This window comes from Bradyrhizobium sp. T-12 (assembly GCF_058314695.1).
Window position 1 is genome coordinate 5,571,697 of record NZ_CM177756.1, and the last position, 17,423, is coordinate 5,589,119.

Sequence of the window (17,423 nt, forward strand, 5' to 3'; positions counted from 1 at the left end):
GCACATACAGGAGGAGTCCAGATGAGCACGGGCAAGTATTTGCGCGTCACACGACGCCGTTTCCTGCAACACACCGGTCTTACCCTTGCCGCCGCATCGGCGCCGTCGGTATCTGCGCCGTTCGTCTCCCGCGCGCTTGCCGACACCAAATCCCTTTCCATCGTGCAGTGGAGCCATTTCGTCCCCGAGTACGACAAATGGTTCGATGCGTTCGCAAAGGACTGGGGAGAGAAAAACCACGTCGAGGTCACCGTCGATCACATCCCGGTCGGCAACGTCGCCGCGCGCGCCGCCGCCGAGGCCTCCGCACAATCGGGCCACGATCTGTTCGGCTGGAACGGCGCGGGCGGCGCGCACCTCTACCGCAAGTTCCTCGTCGACGTGACGAGCCTCGTCGAGGCGACGGAGAAAAAGTACGGCAAGGTCAGCACGATCGGGCGACAGATCGGCTACAACCAGGACGACAAGACCTGGTCTGCGTTCCCCGATTTCTACATCAACTTCCCCATCATGTATCGTAAGAGCATGTGGGACGAGATCGGAGTGAAGCCGGACACGTGGGACAACGTGCGTACGGGCGGCGCCAAGCTGAAAGCCAAGGGTCACCCGGTGGGCATTTCGCTCGGGCACAGCAACGACCCGAATACGACCTGGCGCGGCCTGCTGTGGAGCTATGGCGGCGCGCTTCAGGACGCCGATGGCAAGAGCGTCGTGCTCAACAGCAAGGAGACGGTCGAAGCCGTCAAATATGTCTCGGCGCTATACAAGGAGGCGATGACGCCGGAAGTGCTGTCGTGGGACGACTCCAGCAACAACCGATATCTCGTGTCGGGCGTCGGCTCGCTGATCGTCAACCCGATTTCCGCCTACCGTACCTTCCAGAAGGCCAACAAGAAGGGCGCCGACGACACCTTCGTGATGGCCCCGCCGAAGGGGCCGGTACGCCAGATCATGGGCGGCGCGTCCGAGTTCTACGGCATCTGGAAGTTCGCCAAGAACAAGGAAGGCGCAATCGAGTTCCTCAAATACTACGCCGATCACTGGCCGGAAGCGTTCAAGGCGAGCGAGGGGTACAACAATCCGTGCTTCGCCAACCTCGTGCCGAAGCCGATGCCGATTCTGTCGAACGATTCAACCTCGACGCCGAATGACAAGCTTGCCGTGCTGCAGGATTCCGGACAGTGGTCGGCGTCCCCCGGATATCCCGGTCCGTCATGGCCTGCCGTCGACGAGGTCTACAACGACTTCGTCATCTGCGACATGATGTCGAAGTCCGCGACCGGTCAGATGTCGGCCGAGGACGCCGTCAAATGGGCGCACCAGCAGTCCGAGGCGATCTTCACCAAGTGGCACGGCAAAACCTGAGGCGGTGGACCGCGCTTGCGCGGCCCGGACACCGCAACGGTTGCTGCCTGTCACAAAGGACTGGCGCTCCGCCGCATGATCGACGGCGGAGCGCAGTGCATTGATCTCAGGAGGTTCGATGGCTGCGGTATTGACTAGGGATATCGTCAAGATATTCGGCGAGGTGCCCGCCGTCAACGGCATCTCGCTCACGGTGCCGGATGGCGAGTTCATGGTGCTGCTCGGCCCTTCGGGCTGCGGCAAAACGACGTTTCTGCGCATCATCTGCGGCCTGGAGCAGCAGACGAGCGGCGATCTCCTGATCGGCGGCCACGTCGTCAACGACATCCCGCCGCGCGCTCGCGGCGTTGCGATGATGTTTCAGAGCTATGGTCTCTATCCGCACTACACCGTCCGCAACAACATTGCGTTTCCGTTGCGGACGCAGCGGGTGCCCCGCGAGGAAATCCAGAAGAAGGTCGATTGGGCCTCGCGGCTGCTTGGCATCGGCCATCTTCTCGACCGGCGGCCGCGTCAGCTCTCCGGCGGCGAGCGCCAGCGCGTTGCGCTTGCGCGCGCGCTCGTTCGCGAGCCGACGGCGCTTCTGCTCGATGAGCCGCTGTCCAATCTCGATGCCAAATTGCGCACCCTGGCTCGGCAGGAAATCAAGAACTTCCAGCAGAGCGTTGGGCTTACGACCGTCTACGTGACCCACGACCAAGTCGAAGCGATGGGCATGGGCGACCGCATTGCGGTCATCGACCATGGACGTATCAGGCAGGTGGGGACGCCAACCGAAATCTACGAAGATCCAGCCGACCTTTTCGTCGCGACCTTTGTCGGCGCGCCGCCGATGAACATCGTGACGCACAACGGCGGCGGCTATTTGGGTTTCAGGCCGGAGAATTTCCTGCCCAGGAACATGATTGAAGATGGCGGCGCGACCGAATTCTCGTTTCGCGTCGACCGCTCCGAATATCTCGGGTCCGAGCGCATCGTTTACGGTGCGATCGCTGATTTCGATTCGAGCCAACCAATCACGGCGAAGTTGCCGCCAGCCCACGTCGCCGAAGCAAGCATTCATCCCGGGGAGTGGCATCCGTTCGCGGTGAAGAACAGCGCCTTGCGCCATTTCGACGCCGGCGGCAATCGCAGCACTCGCCACTGAACCGGGGACAGCTGATGGCCGTCATTGCAGAGCCCATTGCCAAGCCGGTTTCGCGCTTTCACTTCGTACTCGATCGCCGCGAAATGCTCGAAACGATTTTGGTCGCGCCGGCGATCCTGTACGTCCTGCTGCTCGTCGGTCTTCCGCTTCTGCTCGCGATCTACTACTCGCTCAGCGCCTACACGATCTATAACCCGACCTGGAAGTTCGTCGGACTGGCCAATTTCGAGCAAATTCTGCAGAATCCAACTTTCCTCGACACGTTGCGCAACACGTTCATCTTTACGTTCGGGTCGCAATTGCTCGGCCTCGTGCTCGGAAAGTTCGGCGCGTTCCTGCTATTGCGACCCTTTCGGGGCCGCAAGATCGTGCGGGCGCTGATTATCCTGCCATTTGCAGTGCCGGTCGCACTCGCCACGATCGCCTGGCAGTGGATGTTCGATTCGCTCTACAGCGTGATCAACTGGAGCCTGATCGCGGCGGGCTTTCTTACTCGCGAAGATGCGCCGAACTGGCTTGGCGATCCCTACCTTGCAATGTTGTGCATTGTCATCATCAACGCCTGGCGCTTCTTTCCCTTTGCCATCGTGATCTTCCTCGCCGGCATCACTGCCGTTCCGCAGGACGTGATCGACGCGGCCACGGTCGACGGTGCAGGTTTTTGGCGCCGCAACTACCAGATCATCCTGCCCATGATCCTGCCGATCATGGCCATCGGCCTGATCTTCGGCATCGTGTTCACGTTCACTGATCTCTCCATCGTGTTCTTGCTGACGATGGGTGGTCCTGGCGGCGCGACATCGGTGCTGGGCTTCGCTGGCTTTCAGACCGGCATCGTCTCCGGCGATGTCTCGCACGGCGCGGCCATCTCGTTGTTCATGCTGCCGGTGCTGCTGGTCGTGGTGATTTTCATGCTGCGCTTCATTCGTCGCCGGGAGATTTGAGATGTCGTCCCCCGTTGCCCGCTCGCTCCGAGAAACCGGCTTCTACTTCGGCGTCGCCTTCTTCGTCATCCTGGCCGCGTTTCCGTTCTATTGGATGGTGATCACGGCGTTCAAGCAGAACAGCGACCTCTACGACATCGCCAACACCCCGTTCTGGTTCAATGAGCCGCCGACGCTCGAGCACATCAAGTACCTGTTCGAGGAGACCCTGTTCGCGCGCTGGCTGCTGAATTCACTGGTCATCGGCCTCTGCGTCACCGCGATCACACTAGTCACCGCGGTTCCGGCCGGATACAGCCTTGCCCGCATGACCAGCAGAAAGGGCGAAGCTCTCGGCATCATGATCTTCCTAACCTACTTGGTCCCTCCAACCCTACTGTTCCTGCCGTTGTCGCGGATCATCGCCGTCCTCGGTCTCCAAAACTCGATGTGGTCGTTGGTGTTGGTCTACCCAACGTTCACGATCCCATTCTGCTCCTGGCTGTTGATGGGATTCTTCAAGGCGCTGCCGGTCGAGATCGAGGAAGCCGCAATCGTCGACGGCTGCAGCCTTTTCGGCGCCTTCATCAAGATGGCGATCCCGCTGTCGGTGCCGGCAATTTTGACCGTGGTGATCTTTACGTTCACCCTGACGCTTCAGGAGTTTGTCTACGCGCTGACCTTCGTCTCCTCATCCGACCAGAAGCCGATCACGTTGGGCGTCTCGACCGACTTGATCCGCGGAGACGTGTTCTTCTGGGGTGAGATCATGGCGGGTGCCCTGATCGCCGCGGTGCCAGTGGCTATCGCTTACAATCTCTTTCTCGATCGCTTTATCGCCGGTATCACAGGAGGAGCCGTGAAGTAAGCTGACTTCGTCAGGCAGCGCTCCCGGGTTTTTGCGGCGCAGAAGGGCTGCTCAGTCCACCAAGAGAGTTCGTCCAGCAATTTTCTTCGCTGCCTCGGAGCTTGGCTACGCGTCCTCCCGTGAGGTCTTGATTACTACCCGGCACACACTGGTACATCACATCGCCTTGCGGCGGATCATCAGCCGCATCTTCAGCAAGCGCATTTTTTGATCGCCGAGTTTCGATTTTGGAATAGGGCATTCCAATACTGCTCCGTCCTGTTCGCAACCCGGCCGCTGCCGAGTGGGAGGCAGGATTTTAGCCGTTGCGCTTAACTAGTTTACGAAATTGCCCTCTTTCGAGGAGCAATGTTCTAGCACCAGGCGCTATTATCTCGTCGGCGGACCGCGATTTTTTTGAACGGCACGCATCGAATTCCAACAAAGACCTTTGAAATTCTGCGCTATGTAGTTTTTCCATAAATCGGCAGAATATTGTCGACGCGTTTCCTCTTCAACGGCCGTTGCCGTGGGCGGTTCGGGGAATTCAAGCTTGTCGCGGTCGGAGGCCATCTTGGAGCGGAGCTGTTCTGGCTCCGACGGCGTTACTTTGGTCAGGGGTCGACGATCGGAACCGCCGCCGGCGATCGACTCTTGCGGCTGTTGCCGACCTTCTTGACGGCCATCGGCTCTTTCCCAGCTCCGCTCACACCTTCAATGGCCGCAAGAAGTATGAATGATGGACGCCCATCCGTCGAGCAACAAGCCGTCCCAGGCTATGACACCCTCATTCCACTTCGACGCGTGCTCGTGGTACATCGAAGCCCATCGAGGACTCCATTCGATGATCTGGTGATTGAGGCCGTCGTGAACGTGAAACGGCGAACGGATCAAATGTGTCCATCGAGTTCATGCCGAATGTCCGGGATCAACGTCCTTCGGCGTCTTCTTCTCCCGCTGCGGCGTCATCCGCGCTGGGCTTTCCTTTCTGGGAACGCCGCGAGGACCGAGCTCTTCGCGCTGGATGTCATCCTCGGACTGCTCGGGCTCCACGCCGTCGATCGGCTTCTCGGGCATCATTCCATCCGAGCCTTGTCTTTGAGATCGCGGACGGCGCGCTTCTGGTTGATGAGATCTTAGCCTTCTTCAGCTCAGTGCCGGCGCTCGATCTGGGGTACAATCTTCCTTCTCTGTTCACGCGCCAATCGCGCCTAAGGTTCGTAATGTGACCTGCTCTCTTCTTTAATATCGCCCATCGCCCATCCTGCCTGCCCTGCACCTGCCCTACCCCATCCCCACCCTATCCTACCCCATCCCCACCCTATCCTGCCCCACCTCCGTGGCGGCTGGCGCTGTCGTTGCCGGATACGCCGGCGAAGTCTCTCATTCTGACGGCAACTTACGCCGTCGTTCTCTTCAGCTCATCGTCCAGGGGTCCACGCTCGGACTCGTCGCCAGGCGGACCGTCCGCTCCGTATCAGAATCCAATCCTTCGGTTCAGCCGGATATGACGTCGCCGTCCGCGCCCCGTGCGCGCCAGTAGCGTTGACGGAGCCGCGGCGCGATCAGCCAGGCAATCGCCGCCGATGTCACGACGCTGATCGCTATCATCGTCGGGATCGCCTCCATCGCATCCGACTGGATCGGAGTGAGAAGGATCACGACCATTCCCGCTCCGAACAGCACTGCCTGGACCATCATGAAGACCATGGCCGCGATCTGAAGTCTTACCGACATGGAAGTTCTCCCGACATGCACATATTGGGACAACGGGCGCGGCTCCGGCGGGTTCCCACCGGCCTTGGTAGGGAACACCTGTGCCGATGGCCCTCTGTGACTTCTGGTCGCTCAAACTGAATTTAGGGGCGACCTGATTTGCGCTAATATACTAGATGACTGACGATGATAGCCGCAAAGAACAATTGAACCCTCCAAAGGAGTCGCGCGAGGAGCAAGCTCGTCAGGTCGTCCAGGAATACATCGACGACCAGAAGGCGCTCATCAAGAAGATCCGCAAGGAGCTGTAGGCAGGGTCGGTCCAATTCGGATCGCCGCGTGGGCTCGTCGCGAATCTCCCGGAAGCAGACGTTAAAACTCTCCGAGCGAAGGTCAGCAATGGGCCCAGAAGCGGTCATCGATCACCCCGTCCGCACAGCGCAGGAAGGTTATTCGGGCAGCCCCGCTTTCCGAAGGCCCTCGATCAACAGCTTTGAGCTTTTGGGGGCCCGGGCGATATGCGCCGATATTGTAAAGGCGGGATCGATCTCAAGCACACGCGCCGCCGCGGCGTGCGCCTCAGCGTCGCGTCCGAGGTGGGCGAAGGCAGACGCAAGTCCACGGCAAGCTGGCACAAAGGAAGGATTCTGACGAAGGGCTTTCTTCAAGACAATGATCGCCTCGTCAAACCGGCCAAGGCCCATAAGAGCATTCCCAATGCCCAGAAACGTCATGTGTAGCAGCGGGTCTACCGGGCTCATGCGAATTGCACGTTCAAAGCTTTGGATGGCCTCTTCGGGCAGTCCCCCCATTGTATAGACCCAGCCTCTATTGTTCCAAGTGCGCCAGGAATTCGGGTTGAGCGCGACCGCCCGGTCAGCCATTTCGATTTCAGCTTCACTATCGCCGACCAGGCCTGCTGAGATTACAGCAACCCTTGACAACGTGTCGGGGTCATCATCATCGAGGCTCAACGCCAAACGTGCAAGCCGCATTGCTTCCTTGGCGTCGAACTCGGGATCGTTGGCATAGCCTAAAGCGAAGTTGCTCGCGTGAGAGTCAGCTGCCAGAGCCGCTGCAGAGCTGAACCTCGGCTCTAGCTCCAAAGCCCGATGAGCCAACTTAATCGCCTCGGCCAAACTTTCGCGGGTCGTCAGGTAATACTGTTGCATGGATCGGAGAAAAAAATCATAGGCAGTGAGGTTCTCTGGTCGCCGCCGCGTAGCCGCTTCAATCTCTGCTTGAAGCATCTTTGGCTGAACAGCCGAGACAACGGCGAGTGCAACTTCGTCTTGGAGAGCGAAAATGTCCGTCAGATCACGCTCGAATCTGTCCGCCCATAGATGCGCGCATGTCACCGCATCAATCAATTGCCCTGTGATTCGAACCTTCCCCGATGCCTTGCGCACGGCCCCCTCAAGCACGTAGCGCACGCCGAGCCTGCGTCGGACCTCCTGGATATCGACAGTTTTGCCTTTGAAGGTGAAACTTGAGTGACGTGCGATAACGAACAGAGACTTAAAGCGCGACAGCGCGGTGATGATTTCTTCCACCATGCCGTCGGCGAAATATTCCTGCTCGGGATCGCCGCTCAGGTTTTCAAACGGCAGCACAGCGATAGACGGTTTGTCGGGGAGCGCAAGGTCGGCTTTCTGAAGTTCTAACTGATTATCGGCAACTGCTGCGCCTGCCGGTTCCTTCACTTCCCGGACTGCTCCGACGAAACGGAAGCCCTTGCGCGGTAGTGTTTTTATGAAGCGCTGTTCCTCGCCGGAATCGCCGATTGCAGTCCGGGCGGCATTCAGGCGGGTTGTCAGCGCCGCGTCGGATACGCTGCGCCCATTCCAAATGACTTTGATGATGTCGTCCTTGCTGACAACTCGCTCCCTGTTGCGGATCAGGTAACCAAGCAGATCGAACACCTGTGGTGCGACAGGGACGAGCTCCCCCTCGCGATGCAGCTCGCGCCGATCGGTGTGGAAGACGTACTCCTCAAACAGATAGCGCAACTTCCTTCCCCGTTGCCAGTCTCGGAGCGACGCTGCGCCCCTGCGCCAGTCGGAATGAAGAGAATAAGCCGCCGATAAGGAAAATGTAAGCCGCTCGTAAAGCCTACCGAACCGCGCTTTGGCAGTCTAGGCGGCGAGACACGTAGCGGAGGCGACGATGAGTGCGACCTACGAGTCCAGGAGAATGCGACGGGCCGCTGCATTTGCACAACGGAGTGCCACTCTACTTGTCTGCGGTGCGCTTGTCATCGCCTGCGCCAACGCTACTGAAGCCCAATGCTCTGCGCAGGATGTCCTGCGCAATCACTTGGCGCTCAAGGGGGCTCCGCCAGCCCGCGACACCCGGACGTCATTCAGCTCCGCCGCCGAGGTTCCTTTCTGGAAGAGGATTACTGTCGGGACCTTTAGGGATTTGGCCGCTCTTCGGGGCGCGATGAGTGCACTGGGCTGCGGTGTTGGGAGCTCGGCTGACGAGATTATCGGAAGACCGGCCTTTACCCTCAGCGGGAAGAAAGCCGAGGTCGAGCTTGTTGCCGTATCGCCAGCCGAACTTGGCTTTGAGGGCAAAACGGCAGCGCTGCGGGACGTCTATGCGCGCGCACAATTGCTGGGCCTTCTGCTTGCGCCCGCCGAAATCGCAGCGCAGCTAAGACTTCAGTATCTGGACCAGCCGATCGGCGAATTCCTTATCCTGGCGATGGAGCCGATCAGGACATGGGCTGGTGAACCGGTCATCCTAACAGTGGCGAATGGTGGAGCGGGCCTCATTCTGATCGGGCAGGACGGCCAAGACGGTTTGGACCTGCCGGTGAGGTCGCGTTTTGTATTCGTTCGCCCTGATACACCCGGCCCTCCACAGGCAGCGGCATTTGCTCCATAGCCAGAAGTAAAAGCGATTTTGTCGGACTTCCATTTTTCGCATATCGCAGGGTGAGGAAGCAGATCGGCGCATAGTGCGCTTGCAGCCTCGTAGAGAGGAACGAATGTCCGCGAGAATACATGCAGCGCTGATGCTTGGCCTGATTGCGTTGGCGACACCGGTGCTCGCCCGTGATGACGGGCGCTACGCCAAGTCGCCGCTGAAGCCATGGTTCGAGAGCTTGCATAGCGAGTTTGGGCAGTGCTGTACGGATGCCGATGGATACATCGTCTTCGACGCCGATTGGGAATCCGACCGTGGCCATTACCGCGTCCGCATCGAAGGTGAGTGGGTCGTGGTTCCTGAGGGCGCCGTCCTAAAGCAACCGAACCGCGCCGGTCCGACTATGGTATGGAAGCACTACATCGATGGCCATCCGCGCGTTCGCTGCTTTCTGCCCGGCAGCATGATCTGAGAACGTACGCCGGAATTCCATGCAGGGAGTCCGGGTCGCGGCGTTCTGAATGACCGTGCTTGAGTCAGTGAACTCGTGGCTTTGCAATTCAGAGGAATTGCAATGAGATCAGCACTTCCCGAACAGCCGCATGCAATTAGGGGGGGAGACCCATGATGCGGCAAGCTATCGTTATTTTTTCGAGAGGTTTCGGCTGGTAAAATCTAGCGAGCTTGGGAACGAGCGTAGAGAGGCGCAGAGCCGGCCTCGCTTCTAGTAGGCGTGCACCGATCACTCGGGCTTCCTCGACCCTGCCAGACATTGCGTGGCAAGCCGCTAGAATAAACTGTGCGTTGAGATAGTTGGGCCGGTGCAGCACAGCCAACTTGGCCCATGATGAACCGTCTTCGTATCGATCTGTCAAAAAATGAGCAAACGCTATTCCGGTCCGCATCAGAAAAAGAAACGGATCCATAGGGCTTAAACGCACGCCGGCATGGAACTGTTTGAGCCCCTCCTCAACATTGCCGCGCCGTATGTGTTCCCAGCCGATACTATATCGTGCAACAGCCAAATTTGAATTGAGCTCATGCGCCTGGAAAACAAGGGTCGTGCCCTCGTCGAGCTCATACAGTACGCTGGCAATAGCCTGCCCGGCCCTCACAAGGACAGTTGGATCTTCCTTATCGAGCTCAATTGCGCGCCTCGCCAGCCGTCGGGTCTCATCGCGTTCCTGATCCGCATCGACCGTCCAGCCGAAGACCTTTCGTTGCAGGCAGCAATAAGCGCCCAGCGCGTATGCTGCGGCCAACCCGGGATCGATCTCGACGGCAAGCCGAGTCAGTCTGAGGGCTTCAATGTTTTGTTCGCGAGTGAATTGATAGAAGCTTGAGAGTGCACGAAGATAGTAATCGTAGGCCTGAAGATTTTCGGTTGGCTTGCGTTTTGCGCGCTCTATCTCGGCCCGCTCCAATTGAGGAACGAGTGCGCCAATCACGCTACCCGTCACTTGGTCCTGCAGATCGAAGATATCACTGAGTTGGCTGTCGAAGCGGTCCGCCCAGAGGTGGGCACCCGTCGTGGCCTCGATCAAATTTCCGGAAATGCGAACCCGGTCGCCGGATCTGCGCACGCTGCCTTCGAGCACGTACCGAACGCCTAGCTCGCGCCCGACCTGCCTAATGTCGATAGGCTTGCTCTTATAGCTAAAAGTAGATTGTCGCGCGATGACGAACAGCGATTTGGACCGTGAAAGGCCGGTGATGATGTCCTCGACCATGCCATCGGCGAAATACTCCTGTTCTGGATCCGAGCTCAGGTTGGTGAATGGGAGAACGGCGAGCGACGGCTTGTCGGGAAGTGTGAGGGCAGGTTTGGCGGTCTCCCTTTGGAATTCGTTTACTGCCACCGTGGGGGCTCTGTCGGCTTCCTGCACCGTACCGATAAAGCGATAGCCCTTCCTCGGCAGCGTCTTGATCAGACGCTGGCGCTCTCCGGAATCGCCAATCGCGGATCGAGCTGCATTTAGCCGGGTCGTCAGCGCGGCATCGGACACGAACCGTCCCTTCCAAATGGCGGTGATGAGCTCGTCCTTGCCAACTACGCGCTCGCGGTTGCGAATGAGATAGTCGAGCAGGTCAAAGGTCTGTGGCGCCAGGGCAACGACGTTTGTGTCGCGGTATAGCTCGCGGCGGCCGGAATCTAGTTCAAGATCTTCGAAGAGATAGCGCAAGATGCGAAATCCCTCTAGGCGGTCGCCGGTTAAAGGCGGCAACAATTCGCAGGTAAAGAATAAGCTGCCCATAAGGAAAATGTAAGCAGCACGTCAAGCGTGTTGGGCCAAATCTTGGCAGTTTATCTGGGTGGAAACAAGGCACCCGAGGATGCTGCAAATGAGCACGATTTACCAGACAACGGGCTTGGTCCAGACGACCGTAGCGCAGCGAGGCAACGTGGGTGCGTTCATGAATTGTTGGACCGCCTTTAAGGAATGGCGAAAATGGGAGCGGCTGCGGCGCGATCTTTGCAACCTGAGTGATCGGGAGCTGATGGATATGGGCATTACGTATTCCGAGATCGATTACGTGACCTCAAACCGAACTACGAACCCGCGAGGTATACCATCGGCCGAATGATGTCGACCGACGGCAGCGATGGACAGTCCCTCGGAAAAAGGCCGACGCGAGCCGCGTCGCGGCCCAGACACCGACTTCCGGTATGGGTCAATCGCGACAGTTTGGCCTCGGCTCGGCCAGGTCCGGTCGTCCCCTGACAACGTTAGTGCTCGCGGCTGCGTGGTTCGACAGCAACAGGCCAGAAGCAGACCTTATTCATTTGCTCTCGTCTGTCTGTAAACCAAGCCATGAGGTTTCCGTCGCGTCATTGCTCGCGAACGCCGGCTTTTCTGAGTCCTTCGATGATGCCGTCGTACTCACGACGAAACTGCGGATTGCTCGAACGTGCATAGCCGATTTGCTTGAACCACTGGATCGTGAAGTCCGGTCGGATTGCGTTTAGTTCCACGATTACTTGCTGGGCCATTTCCGATTGGCCAGTGGCTTCATAGGCGGCAATCAGATCTGGATACGGAAACCAGTCCGATTTGTTCAAATTTATGGAGCGCCTACATTCCTCAATCCCTTCCCTGTATTGGCTTAGATGGACATGAGCGTGACAGAGGAAAAAATGCCAAGTCCCAGCAGCCGGATCTTTGGGGCTTAGGCGCAAAGCGATCTGAATTGGAGAAAACGCTTCGGCCGCGCGTCCCGCCGTAACAAGTACGATCCCCTTGGATGCATACGCGACAGGCGAATTAGGATCGATTTCCAAAGCTGCGTCATATTCAGGCAAGGCTTCCTCAGGATTTCCATAGTTCAATATGTTTCCCTTGGCTGCGTGCGCGTTTGCGGTCGCTGGACGTTGTGCGAGAACTTGATCAATTAGCTTGAGCGCCGTCCTTTTGTCCTCCGCCACGGATGTTGACCATCCGTAGATCACACCATCCGCTAGGCACGATGCCTTGCCGATCATTGCATCTATGTTGCTCGGATCGAGGCGCAGTGCGCTGTCGAACAAGTCGTTTGCCTCTGCATTCGTCAACTTGGTCCGTGGGCCATAGCGCTTCGCCCAGCCGCGCATGCTGAAATCCACAGCGTTTGGGTTGGTTGGTCTGTCCATTTGGCTGCGCCGGCTTTCGGCTTGGATGAGTTCGACGTTGAGGGAACGGGCGAGCCTAGCCGTGACCTGTTCCTGCAAGGACGGAAGATTTGACCGATCGCCGTCAAAGCGGTCCGACCAGACGTCGCGACCAGTCGACAGGTCGGAAAGTGATACGTTCATACGGACCCGATCTCCGGCCCGCTGCACCGCTCCCTGTACCGCCCATCGGACACCAAGGTCCTTGCCCAGCGTCTTTAGATCGACCTGCTTTTTCTTATAGGTGAAAGCCGTCCCGCGACCGATGACGAACGTCTCAGGCATTTGCGCGAGGTCTGTTGTCAGATCGGTCGTAATGCCGTCGGCGAAATAGTCCTGCTCCGCATCGTTGCTGAGATTTGCAAATGGCAGGACAACAAGGGACAAACGAGGAGCAACATCGGGCCGGATGGTAGCCTGTTTCTGTGTTTTTTGGCTTTCCGGAAACACGTCTGTGCGGAGTGTCTTCCAAACGGTCCAGTAGCCAACGAGGCCACCCGCGATCGCGCCCACGGCAGCAATCGAGGCGAGCGCGCCCCCGATCACCTGCAATCGTGCCCGCAAGCGAATCTTTAAGTTGCGATCAGATGGCGGCTTCTCCCGTTCCCTCTCATCGGATGCCGGTTTGTCCGGCTGCGCGTTCTCGGATGGCGGTTCGCCAAGTGGGCCGTTCGACACCTCCCAGTTTGTCACCGCTGCCTCCGCTCTCGGACCGCCCGCCTGGACTTCCAACACTAGCAGAATTGCACAGCTTAAGGTTGGTCAAGGCTCCTGACTCATCCGCAGCTTCTTATTTGCCGGCTCGGGGATCGCCGGTCTACGTGGTCCCAATAATGTCCGGTCAGGGGTCAAAATGCGAAGAACTCAACCTAGCACATCTGGTCCGCCATGCTTCACTGAGCGGACCTCAACGAGGCGCGCTGCTACTTCGCTGATGGGTCACAACCGGACTAGGACCATTTAGCGTAGGACGAAGCGACGCCGCGATGGAAGGGGTTTCTTTTTGCTCGCCGCTGGTGTTTCCTCTGCACGGCGGAGAACGGGCATGCAGGGACCCCTGGGGGAAAAGATTGGTGAAGGTGCCTTCTCCGAAGCCTATACTTGGGCGCCCGGTCAAGTGGTCAAGCTTTTCAAGGCCGGCGTCGCTCGTGAGTTCGGTCGGCATGAAATGCGCATGATCGGCGCTGTCTTCGCTGCCGGTCTTCCGGTGCCGGAGGTGTTCGGCGAGTTGACGCTGGACGGGCGCTTCGGCATCGTGCTGGAGCGTCTTGACGGACCAACCCTGTTGCATCTCTCGCGGACCGGCACGGTCACGTACGGACAGGCAGGCGCAATCGTCGCGGCTCTGGCCATGTCTCTTCATAAGACATCCGCGCCGCCGGAGATTCCTTCCATGCGCGACTATATGGAAACCGAGTTGCAGCACGACGACGGCAAGGTCCCGAAGCGCATCGCCGCGGATATCCTCGCCCTGATTGATCACCTGCCGATCGGTAACGGGCTTTGCCATTGCGACCTTAGCTCCGGCAACGTGATCATGACGGCGGAAGGCCCAAAGCTCGTCGACTGGACCTTCGCGATGCGCGGGCCGGCCGCCCTCGATCTTGGTTTCTTGCATGTCATCCTTTCCGAACTCGCCCCGGAAATAGCTGACAATCCGGAGCGTCCGCGCGCGACCAATGCGGCGGCGCAATCCGAATACGCGCGGCTGGCCGGCATGTCGTTCGCGGAGCTTACGGCGGCCATGGAGCCGTATTTGCCCATCGTCCGCACCTTCGTCGTCCTCGGCGACGTGGTGCCTTCCTTGCGGCAGCGGCTGATTCAACGCATCGAAACGGGGCTGCGCTCGAAAGACTGAACCGTTCTAGTCGCGCGCGCGTGCCAACACGCCCTCGAAGCGGAGCAGTGTTTCCTTTGGGTCAATCGCCTCGATCTGGACGTGATGTCGGCACGTCCGGTCTGGCCTCAAGTGCTGACCCGCCGAGCGCGACCACGATCTTCGCCTCTGGGCCAACTCCGGACATGGCTTGTGCATATTAATTCTGAGGCTTGCGCAGCTTCTTGATAATGCCGCGCTGATCGTTGGCGTATTCCTCAGCAACTTGCTGCGCTTGCTCGATGAGCGATGAGGTGAGCGATGAAACGTCTTTCGGACTTCATCGGACGCTGACAAGTTTGCCGCGGCCCTGATCGCGCCGACTTTCTCGCAAGCTGCCAAACTTCAACATCGCAGCCGTCGACTAGAAACTGTGCTTTTCGCAAAGCGTCGTCGTCGTTGGAGGCTTCGAAGCCTTCGGCTCCAAAAACATGTCCGCCCTGACCGAGGAGGAAGGCGCGATAGTCTTTCACGTCGGTGCGCGAAGGCCCGGAGACCGTAACCACTCGCTCATGTGCGAGCTTGTTTCGGCTTGACGGGCCTTTCGCAGCACTTCGCGAAGCGCACCGGGCGGAAGCAACTTTGCTTGCTCGCGCAGTCGTTCCGCCGCGTTGGCGAGTCGATCTTCCAAAGGCTGGCTTTGCTTGAAACGGCGTCGAAACCGTTGTTTTCGTCGCAGCAGGTGGGCCCCCTTCCCTAGCCAAACGGGTGTCCCTACGGCAAGGTGCGTAAGGGGCGGACTGCTGAGCTGTGCGAGCCCTCTCGCGGCGGGCTTGCTGCACGCGACTGTGATGACTGCTGAGAAACGCCGTGTGAAGTAGTTCACAAGCGGGAGGTATCTCTGCGCGTAGCATGGTCACTTCCACTGGAGGGAAGCTCAATGAAGTGGAACTTGGCAAACCATCGAACGCTCGCGCTGACCATCGCTGTTCTGGTGGTTGCTGGTACTACTATCGCCCTCGGTACTCCTCGTGGACTCCACGAACCAATGTTGGGATCCGATTGGCAATGCAGCCGGACCATGCTGCTCGTGACCACGTGCGAACTGAAGCATTGAGCAGGATAGTCACATAGGCGCGTTCGGTAAGGCTAGCGGCTCGTTCACACATCGGCCCTAATAAATGTCGGCCTAACAATCGGTCGCTCAGGTCGCAGCGCCATGGACAAAGTCGTACCTCTCCAGATCGTCGCTGACATAGCCACCGCCTCAATTCGCGGCCTCTCGTTCACCCCTGGCGAGCCTTCATGGTGCATCGGCTCAGGTCTGTCCGGTCTGGCTCCCAAGCCCGCGGTTTTTTCAATGGATTAGCCGTCCTGACAGGTGATGCCGAGGCTGTCGCAGGTGAGTGCGAATAACTCTTTTGACTTAGAATCTTCAAAGCAGAACCTGATGCCGATCTCCGCTCGGTCGGTCCACCAGCCAGCGTTAGCTCCCTTGGCGATGCGGGCAGCTTCGCCTCGTAACAGGTCCAGTCGTTTCCCACCCGCACGAACAATCAGGCAATTCTCTTTGGGCATAAACGTCCTCCAACGGCAAATTGGATTCCGCAAATTGTCGGTACGTAGAACTTGCGGCGAGGGACACAAGACTTGTTGGTGATTAAAAGCAACCGGTCTGCGCGAAGGCCGCAGCGATGCTCACGCTCCGTTCCGAGCATGGCCGAGAGACACCGGATGAAAAGATCTAAGCGAATATACAGCCAACCCCGGTGGAATGATCCTATCGCGGCATTTCTGGCTCGCAATATGATCATTTCACAATCGGCCCCACCATGCATCAAGGGCCGCCGCCCATGGTTTGCTGGAAAACTACGGTCAGAAGCTTCGAAAATTCAGCGTCGATGGCCGGTGTGACTAGCCCGCTACATCAAGCTGAGCACGAATAGGTTACGTTTCTGAGACACGTGGGCCTTCGTGCCATTTTGCGCAACCAACGCTACCAAGCGCCCGGCACGCAACTGCCAAAGAGCAGAGAGCTATCACGACCTGTTTGGGCATGATGGCCTCCTGACCCACGGCCGCTTCTAATTTCTAGTTTCAGTGCCGTATGAGTTTGGATCGCATGCCGATCAGCATTGTATAGGCAAGTTGTCGCCAAATCAGGTTCATCAGGACTAGCATGGTGGCATCCCCGCGTCTGATGCGTCAACCTAAGCCCTTGCCTGTTTCCGGACGGCTTCGCCGATGGCGTAAAATGGTTTCGTTCAGCGGCGGTGGCCGCACCAGTGGCTGGCAACGTCAACGGGCTGGTTTGGGCGCGCGCCGACTTTTCCATTCGGCCGGCTGCCCGGCGACGATCCAAGCATCAATGGTCCTTTCTCGAGCAACGGCGTCGGGCGCATTGCTCAAGAAATCGCCTTGCAATTGTGTCCATCCCCTGTCGTAATACTATGATTGTCGAGATATTTTATAGTACAGTAGTGTTGGGGTCGTGATGAGTATTTCCGATCGAACTTTCGATGCCGCTTTTGCTCTGCGCCAACGTACCGCATTCATCAAATGTCAAATGGCTGAATTAGGTGTCCTGCGAAACCGATTAGCGCAAGCTCAGTTGCGCCGCTCGCGGTCAAGATCGAGGCGTTCAGATTCCCAGAAACTAGATCGGCGCCGTAGGTGTAGGTAACTCTCCGCGCAACCAGCCCCGAGTTGCCATCTGCCCCTCGAAAGCTCAAGCTATGGGCAATTCGTGAGTCGGGGGGGTCATGGAACGGCAGCCGTTTGAGAGGATGTCTCTCGAAGAGCTTTGGCGACTCCATATGGTCGTCAATGACATTCTCGCCGCGAGACTCGTGGCCAAGAAGGAAGAGCTCGTACGGCGTTTGGCGATGCTCAACCGTGAAGACAAGCCTCCCAATTGATATTGGCGGGCCGCCGAGCTTCAGGCTGGCTCCCTCTCGTTATATTTTGATACTAGTGAGACAATCGTCAGTCGTGAACCGGCTAGATCCAACATTAGACTCTTCAAGCACGAGAGGCCCGCTCACACGGGCCTATGCAGTGCCCAAAACGCAATAAGCAGAAGGGCAACGGCT

At 58.3% G+C, this 17,423-nt stretch carries 15 protein-coding genes; 9 read left to right on the forward strand and 6 right to left on the reverse strand.

The features are described 5' to 3' along the window. Positions 1 to 21 precede the first annotated feature (21 nt). The 4 genes from AC0WRY_RS26585 to AC0WRY_RS26600 all read left to right on the forward strand — a co-directional run bounded on the left by AC0WRY_RS26585 (position 22) and on the right by AC0WRY_RS26600 (position 4,303). A complete protein-coding gene (locus AC0WRY_RS26585) occupies positions 22 to 1,365 on the forward strand; it encodes an extracellular solute-binding protein (RefSeq protein WP_194403756.1) in 1,344 nt (447 codons plus the stop codon). A 118-nt stretch (positions 1,366 to 1,483) separates the two neighbouring features. Continuing rightward, positions 1,484 to 2,512 (forward strand): ABC transporter ATP-binding protein, encoded by a 1,029-nt coding sequence (locus AC0WRY_RS26590; RefSeq protein ID WP_491121658.1) that lies wholly within the window; start codon positions 1,484 to 1,486, stop codon positions 2,510 to 2,512. Then, on the forward strand, positions 2,437 to 3,456 hold the full coding sequence (locus AC0WRY_RS26595) for a carbohydrate ABC transporter permease (RefSeq protein ID WP_491121660.1): 1,020 nt from the start codon (positions 2,437 to 2,439) through the stop codon (positions 3,454 to 3,456). The genes AC0WRY_RS26590 and AC0WRY_RS26595 overlap by 76 nt, the downstream gene beginning before the upstream one ends. Before the next feature lies 1 nt (position 3,457). Further along, positions 3,458 to 4,303 carry a carbohydrate ABC transporter permease gene (locus AC0WRY_RS26600; protein ID WP_194403759.1) on the forward strand — a complete coding sequence of 282 codons (846 nt, stop codon included), beginning with the start codon at positions 3,458 to 3,460 and terminating at the stop codon, positions 4,301 to 4,303. 888 nt (positions 4,304 to 5,191) lie between these two features. On the opposite strand, the gene AC0WRY_RS26605 is transcribed toward AC0WRY_RS26600, so the two are convergent. Both AC0WRY_RS26605 and AC0WRY_RS26610 read right to left on the reverse strand, forming a co-directional pair. Next, the gene (locus AC0WRY_RS26605) at positions 5,192 to 5,359 is read right to left on the reverse strand and encodes a hypothetical protein (RefSeq protein WP_194408509.1); all 168 of its coding nucleotides are present in this window, start codon (positions 5,357 to 5,359) and stop codon (positions 5,192 to 5,194) included. Between the two features lie 420 nt (positions 5,360 to 5,779). Next, positions 5,780 to 6,019, reverse strand: coding sequence for a hypothetical protein (locus tag AC0WRY_RS26610; RefSeq protein ID WP_194403760.1), 240 nt, complete (start codon positions 6,017 to 6,019; stop codon positions 5,780 to 5,782). A gap of 155 nt (positions 6,020 to 6,174) precedes the next feature. Between AC0WRY_RS26610 and AC0WRY_RS26615 the strand changes: the two genes are divergently transcribed. Further along, positions 6,175 to 6,309: a hypothetical protein gene (locus tag AC0WRY_RS26615; RefSeq protein WP_256438859.1), complete on the forward strand. Its 135-nt coding sequence runs from the start codon at positions 6,175 to 6,177 to the stop codon at positions 6,307 to 6,309. Positions 6,310 to 6,447: 138 nt separating this feature from the next. On the opposite strand, the gene AC0WRY_RS26620 is transcribed toward AC0WRY_RS26615, so the two are convergent. After that, positions 6,448 to 8,007: a winged helix-turn-helix domain-containing tetratricopeptide repeat protein gene (locus AC0WRY_RS26620; RefSeq protein ID WP_194403761.1), complete on the reverse strand. Its 1,560-nt coding sequence runs from the start codon at positions 8,005 to 8,007 to the stop codon at positions 6,448 to 6,450. A 157-nt stretch (positions 8,008 to 8,164) separates the two neighbouring features. Between AC0WRY_RS26620 and AC0WRY_RS26625 the strand changes: the two genes are divergently transcribed. Next, positions 8,165 to 8,887, forward strand: a complete 723-nt coding sequence (locus AC0WRY_RS26625; protein ID WP_246776336.1) for a hypothetical protein — start codon at positions 8,165 to 8,167, stop codon at positions 8,885 to 8,887. A 130-nt stretch (positions 8,888 to 9,017) separates the two neighbouring features. Then, on the forward strand, positions 9,018 to 9,341 hold the full coding sequence (locus tag AC0WRY_RS26630; RefSeq protein ID WP_246776337.1) for a hypothetical protein: 324 nt from the start codon (positions 9,018 to 9,020) through the stop codon (positions 9,339 to 9,341). Positions 9,342 to 9,477: 136 nt separating this feature from the next. Here the strand turns inward: AC0WRY_RS26630 and AC0WRY_RS26635 are convergent, their stop codons facing one another. Then, entirely contained in the window at positions 9,478 to 11,052 is a 1,575-nt protein-coding gene (locus AC0WRY_RS26635; protein WP_491121664.1) for a winged helix-turn-helix domain-containing tetratricopeptide repeat protein, read from the reverse strand. 232 nt (positions 11,053 to 11,284) lie between these two features. Here AC0WRY_RS26635 and AC0WRY_RS26640 point away from each other — a divergent pair, with 232 nt between their 5' ends. Next, positions 11,285 to 11,455 carry a DUF1127 domain-containing protein gene (locus AC0WRY_RS26640; RefSeq protein WP_246776518.1) on the forward strand — a complete coding sequence of 57 codons (171 nt, stop codon included), beginning with the start codon at positions 11,285 to 11,287 and terminating at the stop codon, positions 11,453 to 11,455. 244 nt (positions 11,456 to 11,699) lie between these two features. Here AC0WRY_RS26640 and AC0WRY_RS26645 read toward each other — a convergent pair whose 3' ends face one another. Further along, on the reverse strand, positions 11,700 to 13,208 hold the full coding sequence (locus AC0WRY_RS26645; RefSeq protein ID WP_194403765.1) for a tetratricopeptide repeat protein: 1,509 nt from the start codon (positions 13,206 to 13,208) through the stop codon (positions 11,700 to 11,702). Between the two features lie 352 nt (positions 13,209 to 13,560). On the opposite strand from AC0WRY_RS26645, the gene AC0WRY_RS26650 reads away from it, so the two are divergent. Continuing rightward, positions 13,561 to 14,373: an aminoglycoside phosphotransferase family protein gene (locus AC0WRY_RS26650; RefSeq protein WP_194403766.1), complete on the forward strand. Its 813-nt coding sequence runs from the start codon at positions 13,561 to 13,563 to the stop codon at positions 14,371 to 14,373. A gap of 1,323 nt (positions 14,374 to 15,696) precedes the next feature. Here the strand turns inward: AC0WRY_RS26650 and AC0WRY_RS26655 are convergent. Then, positions 15,697 to 15,909, reverse strand: coding sequence for a hypothetical protein (locus AC0WRY_RS26655; protein WP_194403767.1), 213 nt, complete (start codon positions 15,907 to 15,909; stop codon positions 15,697 to 15,699). Positions 15,910 to 17,423 lie beyond the last annotated feature (1,514 nt).